Consider the following 6,990-nt stretch of genomic DNA (forward strand, 5'->3'; position numbering starts at 1 on the left):
TATAGCTCCGATATTTTGCCTACGATTTATGAGCATATTTATTAATACATTTAGCTGTGGTGTACCCTAAAAGGTTCACTGTTTTTTACTGGAATTTTAGTGAGTTAATACCTCGCGTGAAGCACGGCATGTCGTCTGCTAAAGTACTGATATGAATTCAGGTTTCCTGCCTTTCGTCAATCAGCTTCGCTGTTCCAAATTGCTCAAGATAATTTGGTCATCGGGACTCATTTTGAATCAACGACTACTGCTCTATTGGTGGTGGACACGCCTTGTATGTCAAACAAAATAATCCTAACGGGGTAAAAAAACGCTTTACTTGTCACTTAGGGTTTATAGAAGATGGAAGTGGTGTTACTTCAGCTCATAGATTGTTGCACATGATAGCTTTTCAAAACTTACACTTGCCATGCTTATCACCAGCATGGATACTAAAAACTCATTTGGCTAAATCAATCCCAATAACTGTAATTCTATGAAATATTTTAGAAAAATGATTGAGCATTATATTCCTGTCAATGATGATGAGTGGGCTTATGCCTGCGGAATATTTGACATAAAACATGTCAAAAAAGGCACGATTGTACATCACGCAGGTGACGTGTTTAGTGAGATATGGTTTATTAAAAGTGGCTTAGCCAGATCATATTTAAGTGACATGAATGGCAAAGAGCATACTTGGCAACTTTATTTTCGCGGAAAAAGTAAACATGGTTTAAACCACTTTATGGACGATAGTGTCAGCTTTTCTGAAAAAACAGGGTCAATGCTTAATTTTGAAACTCTTGAAGATTCAGTTTTTTATGTAACGTCTCTGGAAGCGCTTAATAAGTTTATATCACAAGAAAAAAAATGGGAGCGTTTAGCGAAAATATGGATACATGACACCTATTATTCTGCAACATACAAACGTGTTCTTTCTCTCATGTCAGAGACTGCTGCCCAAAGATATGATCGTTTACTTAACGAGTACCCTTTTATTTTTAAACAAGTTAAGTCTTATCATATAGCTTCTTATCTTGGTGTGGCTCCTCAGACATTGAGTAAACTAAAAAATGAATCTAGGTGAATGAAGTTTAGTATTTCGTTGTTTACCATGTGTTTTTTCAATGGAGATTAACAATGAATACCTTACAAAACTTTAAAAGCCAATATGAACAAAGTTCCGCGCTTTACATTGGCAACGTCTGTAAAGCACCTAGCGCCACAGCACCTAGCGTTATGCGACCATAAGGAACATCATGATAGAACTTACACAAATAGGTGCACAACTCATCTTTATTGGCGTCGTCTTTTTCCTTGTCGGTTTAATACAAGGTGCGTTGATACCAACAGTAAAAAATTCCCGAATGGCGCTTTCTGGTCATATGACTGCGGTTCAGTGCGGGATGGCGCTGGCAATCTTTGGTCTTATCTGGGCGCAGGTTGTGCTGCCTTTATTTTTAGAAGCCTTTGTGGCGTATGGATCAGCATTGGGATTCATACTTATTTGGCTGGGAATAACGGTTGCATCTGTAACAGGTGCAAGTAAAGCCCTTCCAATTGCTGGTGCGGGATTTTCAGCAACCGTGACGACCGAATTGACGGTTAAGATTATGGTACGTAGTGGGTCACTGCTATCACTCATCGCGTGTACTTTGTTGGCTTTTGGGTTACTGTCAATACTTGGGTTGTCGTAATAAGTACATAATAAAACCATAGCAAAGCCATCAAACTGACCGCCTTCCGACTCGCTTTTTGTGCTTGGCGGAAGTGCCAGTTTGGCCGAAAAGGGCTCTGGTTGTCGGATGATGGCGGTGTTATATCTCAGAGGAAGAAGTATGTCTATTAATTCAATAACTGAAAACGCTTGGGTTGATATTTTAAAAATTCAAGCAGAGGCTTATGTAGAAATTGAGCCCGAAGATGTCAATATTCTCAAAAGTAAGTGGCTTTTATCACCCACAACTTGTGCAGTGTATCAAGAAGGCGACACGATTTCTGCCTACTTATTAGCACACCCGTGGCCCAGTGAAATACCTCCTAAATTACATGAAGAATGCGCTATAACAGCTAGTTCAAATTTGTACTTACACGACCTAGCTTTAGCGAGAGAATCAAGAGGCAAAGGGGTAGCAAAGAAGTTGGTGACAAACCTAGTTGATATAGCCAAAGCACAAGGGTTTAATAAAATACTATTGGTCGCGGTGCAAAATTCAGGTGGTTTCTGGAGTAAGTTTGGGTTTATAAATATCCCTAATGCGGTCATTTGTCCAAGCTATGGTCATAATGCAAAGCTCATGGTTTTAGAGTTACAGCCGTAATCAGAGACTATGGCGTTAATAGCTATTTGTAAGCTTTTGGTTTCTTGGCTGAGATTAACTTCTCATAGTGTGTATTTAAAAACGGCGTTAGATTGTATTGTTGACATTATCGCCATGTATAAAGCAGTTCGTACTTGATGTCGTCCGACTTAGATTTCCTCCCCCTGAATGACATTGAATGACATTGAATGACATTGAATGAAATGAAACAGGTATAAAATGTGATTGAGGGGCAAGCAACGCCTCCATTTATTTCCGTTTCTATCGGTTTCTTATATGCAAATCAACGACTACGACCCCATTGATTCCTTAAGAAGAGTAGGGCCACTTTAACCAAAATAAAGCCACAAAAGCCCGCTGTTAAGACCGATAAAATCCCCCTCAAAGCACATAATGAAAATCAAAGTAGAAAGTCACTAAACGATTGAATCAAAATAGGAACTCGGCTATGGTTGAGGCATCAATAAAAAATAAATTAAAACGAGTAATTCTACAGGCTCGTTAGGCAACAAAGCTGTATTACAGGAGTTTCGGTGTCAATTAGAAAGAAAAAAAAGGAAATAGAGCGCCTTATATCAGCTTTTGAAAGAGAAGCAGATAAATTCCATGATATTAAGTTCAGTACATTTTATATCACTCAAGAAACTGCATCAGAATTTAGAAAATTCGAATCCCCAAATCACACTATTATGCTTTGGCAATATTATGGAAATTTAGATAATACTGACGATATAGAGCAGTTATATCAGGATATGAAGAATAGTGATTTTAAATGGGGATTAAAAGGTGCCGAATTTTCAACTTTTGCAGTTGTAGAAGGAGAAACCTGTAACCTATTTGCAAGAATGGCTAAAAGGGCTGGAGGTGTTTTTAATGCTAAAGAAGCAGACCTAATTAAATCCAAGCTATCAGAAGAGTTTGAAAAAGCAAATACTGCCGGTAAAGTTAAGCCAGTTATGGCTACAAACAATAATGAGTTAGCAATTTGGTTAAATTACCTTCTTTACTATATTTCCAAGGTAACTCCTGAAAAAGTAAGAGCAACAAGAATAGAGCCAGATCCTTTTACATTATCTTTGTTGGCTCTGGAAGATTTGTATGAAAACCCTAAGGTAGATAAAGTAGATAAATCAATGAAAAAAGTTGAAGATATAAATTTTAAAGTGGCATTGTCGTTTCCTGGTGAAAAAAGAAAGTATGTTGCTAAAGTAGCCGACCAACTAAGATCCGCATTGGGTAATGATCAAGTTTTTTATGATTTTGATTATCAATCACAGCTCGCTAAACCAGACTTGGATACATTATTACAAAATATATATAGAAATAACTCTGATTTAGTCGTTGTCTTTCTATGTAAGGAATACACAGAAAAGGAATGGTGTGGTTTAGAGTGGCGATCAATAAGGGATATCATTAAAAGTAAGGATAACGATAGAATTATGTTTATTCGTTTTGACGATGCTGACGTAAGCGGGGTTTTATCTATTGATGGGTATTTAGATGCCAATATATTTTCAGAAGAAAAAATAGCTAGTTTCATTCAAGAAAGAATTGAGCTTGTAACTAACTAGTCGCCTAACAAGGGTTTTCAAGTCGGACAAATTACAGTTGGCTTTTTGTTCGTGCCTCACTTATTTTAGCCTACTATGTTTCACCGTTTAGTAAGGCGTTGAGGCTGTAGAATTACTTGTTTCAGGAACTGATCTTACACTGATAGACTTGTTTGCTTTTTAGCCTTGAATCGACTGTTTTACTGTGATCTAATAGATATTATTCACCCACGGTAAATTGTTATGGCTAACTACAAGCCTGACTTATCCTGCCAAAATAAATTCATTCCTATCAATTTCGCTGAGCAAATTTTGCCAGGTACATTTGAGTACGCGCTTTGTTATATTGTTGAAAATAAGCTCGACTTATCGGGGTTTGATGTATGGTATAACAATGATAAAACGGGCGCTGCGGCGTATTCGCCAGCGGTGATGTTAAAGATAGTTTTACTCGGTTATGCACATGGGTTGATCAGTAGTCGCCGTATCGCCAAGGCCTGTGAAAACAATATTTTGTTCATGAGTGTATCGGGCGATGTGCAGCCGCATTACACCTCAATCGCGGCGTTTGTGGCAAAAATGCATGAGCAAATTGAACCCTTGTTTACCCAAGTGCTGATGATATGTGATGAAGAAGGGTTAATTGGCCGTAACATGTTTGCCATTGATGGGTGTAAATTAAAGTCCAATGCGAGTAAAGACAAATTTATCGGGAATAAATTTGAACAGCGAAGCTGGCCCTGAAAGGGTGAGTATCAGGATGATACGAATAATGAGCGGTACATTTGATGAGCTTGGGCGTAAGAAAGCCAAATTAGAGCGCGCGAGTAAACGCATTCTCGAGCGGCACCAATCACAAGATAATCTAAGCAAAGAGCAGGTTAATCAAGATTTAAAGCAAAAAGAAAAGCTAGATAAAAGTGCCGATAAAATCACACAGTTTCTTGCCACACACCAAGAAAAAACAGGTAGCAAAGGCAAGCCAGTCAAAAGCAACATCACCGACCCAGACAGTGCAAAAATGACGACCTCAAAAGGCACCATCCAAGGCTATAATGGTATCGCGATTAATGATGATAAACACCAAATTATACTGCAAGCACAAGTATGGGGTTCAGTAGGAGAGCAACAAACCTTACAACCTGCGGTGGCACAATTAAAACAACAATTGGCTCAGGTTAGTCAGAACCCTCAGTTAACTAAACAACATACTAAGTTCACCGCAGACAGCGGGTTTAACAGCGAAGAAAATCTCGAATTTATGGCGCAAAGTGGATTCGATACCTATATTGCGGATAATCAGTTTAGAAAACGAAATCCGCTGTTTAAAGCCAGCGAAACATACGAAACGGAGCAAGAAAAACGGCGACTAAAGCGACGTAATGGCAAGCCCCGTTTATTTACCTCAGACGACTTTTATTATAATGAAACAACTCAAACCTGCCGCTGCCCCGCAGGTAACGAGATGTGGCGAAGCGGCATAAATGTAAAAAGTCATCATCAACAATACACACGATTCTGCGGTTACTTAAAAGATTGTAAAGTCTGCCCCCTGCAACAACAATGTATGCGAAAACCGCCGATAAAAACAGGCAGACAAGTGCAGTTTAAAAATAATGACTCGCGTAAAAAGCGAAGCTACATGGATAAAATGAAAGTCAAAATAGACAGCCCCAAAGACAACAACTTATTATAAAAAATGGTATAAGTTTGGGGTGTATCGAGCCTGTTTTCCTTTAGGTAAAAAGCGAAATATCACAGTGAATAAAGGGATGAATAAACTGATCTTACGAGGACAAACGAAAGTGAACGCGCAATGGCAGCTGTATTGTCTGGTACACAATATAGAAAAGCTACAAAACAGGATACATTAAGAAGAGTAGAGCCATTTTAACCAAAATAAAGCCACAAAGGCCCGCTGTTAAGATCGATAAAATCCACCTCAAAGCACATAATGAAAATCAAAGTGAAAAGCCTCTAAACGATTGAACTAAAATAGGAACTCGGCTATGGTTGAGGCATCAATAAAAAATAAATTAAAACGAGTAATTCTACAGGCTCGTTAGTTGCTCTACTTTAATATCGAATTAGAAAGGTGAATTTTGTCTAATAACAGTACAACAGAGACTTTAAGCCCAGATAGACACAAGCAATTGTTTGAAGGGAAAGAGCAGCAGGCATTAGCTCAAGCTTTAGATATACGAAAATTTGAAATTGATCTCTATTGGAAACGGGCAACTTATTTTTGGGCATTTATTGCGGCGACATTTGCTGGTTTTATAGCTATACAATCGTCATCTTCGGTAAATAAAGCTGACATGTCAGTAATTTTGAGTTGTCTTGGTGTCGTCTTTTCCTTTGCATGGTTTTGCGTGAATCGAGGAAGCAAATATTGGCAAGAGAACTGGGAAAAACACGTTGATGTATTAGAAGATGAAGTCACAGGCCCTTTGTACAAAGTGGTATTATCAAGGAACCCTGATGGGACTAAAGCTGATAAAGTTCGAAATTTATTAACCGGACCTTCTCCACTGTCGGTTTCAAAGATAAATCAATTAATTAGCTTATATGTGACAGTGTTATGGTGTGCTTTGCTAATCTACTCACTTCCCGAATTTTCTTTCGCTAAGCCAGTTGATTGGTTTTACGTGGTTGTTGTTGGTATTAGCATCAGTACGTGTGTCCTGTTTTTATACCTAGGACGCTCATACGGTGGTGGTTATTATCACACAGCAAGTTTAAGAAAATCGAGAGTGAACCCGAGCAACTAACAAGAGACTATGGCGTCAATAGCTAATTTTAAGTTTTTGGCGCTTCCCACATAACACCGTCTCTGGGCATCGAATTTAAGATCACAATCATCTTCCTGACACACGCAATAAGCGCTACTTTTTTCGGTTTCCCAGCAGTAACTAATCGCTGATAGGTTGATTTAAAAACAGGGTTAGATTGGATAGCTGACATCATTGCCATGTATAAAACGGTGCGCACTTGGGAATAATTTAAACGGACACCCATTCTAAATTGACTGTTTTTCATTCATCACCTATCTTTTAAATTCAGCTTAAAAGATAGGCAATTCTCTCATGGCTACAGCACGAAAAAGACAAGTGAGTTTAGCTGACACCAAATACTAT

Annotated in this window: 8 protein-coding genes and 2 pseudogenes; 8 read left to right on the forward strand and 2 right to left on the reverse strand. The window is 38.4% G+C overall.

All coding sequences use genetic code 11. The features are described from left to right. The first annotated feature begins 475 nt into the window (after positions 1-475). The 3 genes from J8M01_RS20120 to J8M01_RS20130 all read left to right on the forward strand — a co-directional run bounded on the left by J8M01_RS20120 (position 476) and on the right by J8M01_RS20130 (position 2,303). Complete coding sequence (locus tag J8M01_RS20120) at positions 476-1,069, forward strand: Crp/Fnr family transcriptional regulator (RefSeq protein ID WP_211059114.1); 594 nt, start codon at positions 476-478, stop codon at positions 1,067-1,069. Positions 1,070-1,241: 172 nt separating this feature from the next. Continuing rightward, positions 1,242-1,679, forward strand: coding sequence for a hydrogenase (locus J8M01_RS20125; protein WP_211059115.1), 438 nt, complete (start codon positions 1,242-1,244; stop codon positions 1,677-1,679). Between the two features lie 141 nt (positions 1,680-1,820). After that, positions 1,821-2,303 (forward strand): GNAT family N-acetyltransferase, encoded by a 483-nt coding sequence (locus J8M01_RS20130; RefSeq protein WP_211059116.1) that lies wholly within the window; start codon positions 1,821-1,823, stop codon positions 2,301-2,303. 34 nt (positions 2,304-2,337) lie between these two features. Here the strand turns inward: J8M01_RS20130 and J8M01_RS20135 are convergent. Then, positions 2,338-2,449, reverse strand: a pseudogene (locus J8M01_RS20135) (IS110 family transposase); the annotation flags it as partial. A gap of 387 nt (positions 2,450-2,836) precedes the next feature. Between J8M01_RS20135 and J8M01_RS24390 the strand changes: the two are divergent. The 5 genes from J8M01_RS24390 (at position 2,837) to J8M01_RS20160 (ending at position 6,624) form a co-directional block, all read left to right on the forward strand. Continuing rightward, positions 2,837-3,874 carry a TIR domain-containing protein gene (locus tag J8M01_RS24390; RefSeq protein ID WP_348772768.1) on the forward strand — a complete coding sequence of 346 codons (1,038 nt, stop codon included), beginning with the start codon at positions 2,837-2,839 and terminating at the stop codon, positions 3,872-3,874. A 222-nt stretch (positions 3,875-4,096) separates the two neighbouring features. Continuing rightward, complete coding sequence (locus tag J8M01_RS20145; protein ID WP_247671206.1) at positions 4,097-4,597, forward strand: transposase; 501 nt, start codon at positions 4,097-4,099, stop codon at positions 4,595-4,597. A gap of 28 nt (positions 4,598-4,625) precedes the next feature. Continuing rightward, entirely contained in the window at positions 4,626-5,549 is a 924-nt protein-coding gene (locus J8M01_RS20150; protein WP_282100537.1) for a transposase, read from the forward strand. Positions 5,550-5,625: 76 nt separating this feature from the next. After that, the gene (locus J8M01_RS24255) at positions 5,626-5,727 is read left to right on the forward strand and encodes a transposase (RefSeq protein ID WP_211059117.1); all 102 of its coding nucleotides are present in this window, start codon (positions 5,626-5,628) and stop codon (positions 5,725-5,727) included. 228 nt (positions 5,728-5,955) lie between these two features. Continuing rightward, on the forward strand, positions 5,956-6,624 hold the full coding sequence (locus tag J8M01_RS20160) for a hypothetical protein (protein WP_211059118.1): 669 nt from the start codon (positions 5,956-5,958) through the stop codon (positions 6,622-6,624). 28 nt (positions 6,625-6,652) lie between these two features. On the opposite strand, the pseudogene J8M01_RS20165 reads toward J8M01_RS20160, so the two are convergent. Then, positions 6,653-6,847: pseudogene (locus J8M01_RS20165) on the reverse strand (IS110 family transposase); the annotation flags it as partial. Positions 6,848-6,990: the final 143 nt, after the last annotated feature.

Source organism: Pseudoalteromonas sp. MMG005 (assembly GCF_018101015.1).
GTDB classification, from domain to species: Bacteria; Pseudomonadota; Gammaproteobacteria; order Enterobacterales; family Alteromonadaceae; genus Pseudoalteromonas; species Pseudoalteromonas aurantia.

Coding starts and splice junctions, on each gene's coding strand:
- J8M01_RS24255 (WP_211059117.1), top strand. CDS start 5,626: ATGAATAAACTGATCTTACGAGGACAAACGAAAGTGAACGCGCAATGG.
- J8M01_RS20150 (WP_282100537.1), top strand. CDS start 4,626: ATGAGCGGTACATTTGATGAGCTTGGGCGTAAGAAAGCCAAATTAGAG.
- J8M01_RS20125 (WP_211059115.1), top strand. CDS start 1,242: ATGATAGAACTTACACAAATAGGTGCACAACTCATCTTTATTGGCGTC.
- J8M01_RS20130 (WP_211059116.1), top strand. CDS start 1,821: ATGTCTATTAATTCAATAACTGAAAACGCTTGGGTTGATATTTTAAAA.
- J8M01_RS20120 (WP_211059114.1), top strand. CDS start 476: ATGAAATATTTTAGAAAAATGATTGAGCATTATATTCCTGTCAATGAT.
- J8M01_RS20145 (WP_247671206.1), top strand. CDS start 4,097: ATGGCTAACTACAAGCCTGACTTATCCTGCCAAAATAAATTCATTCCT.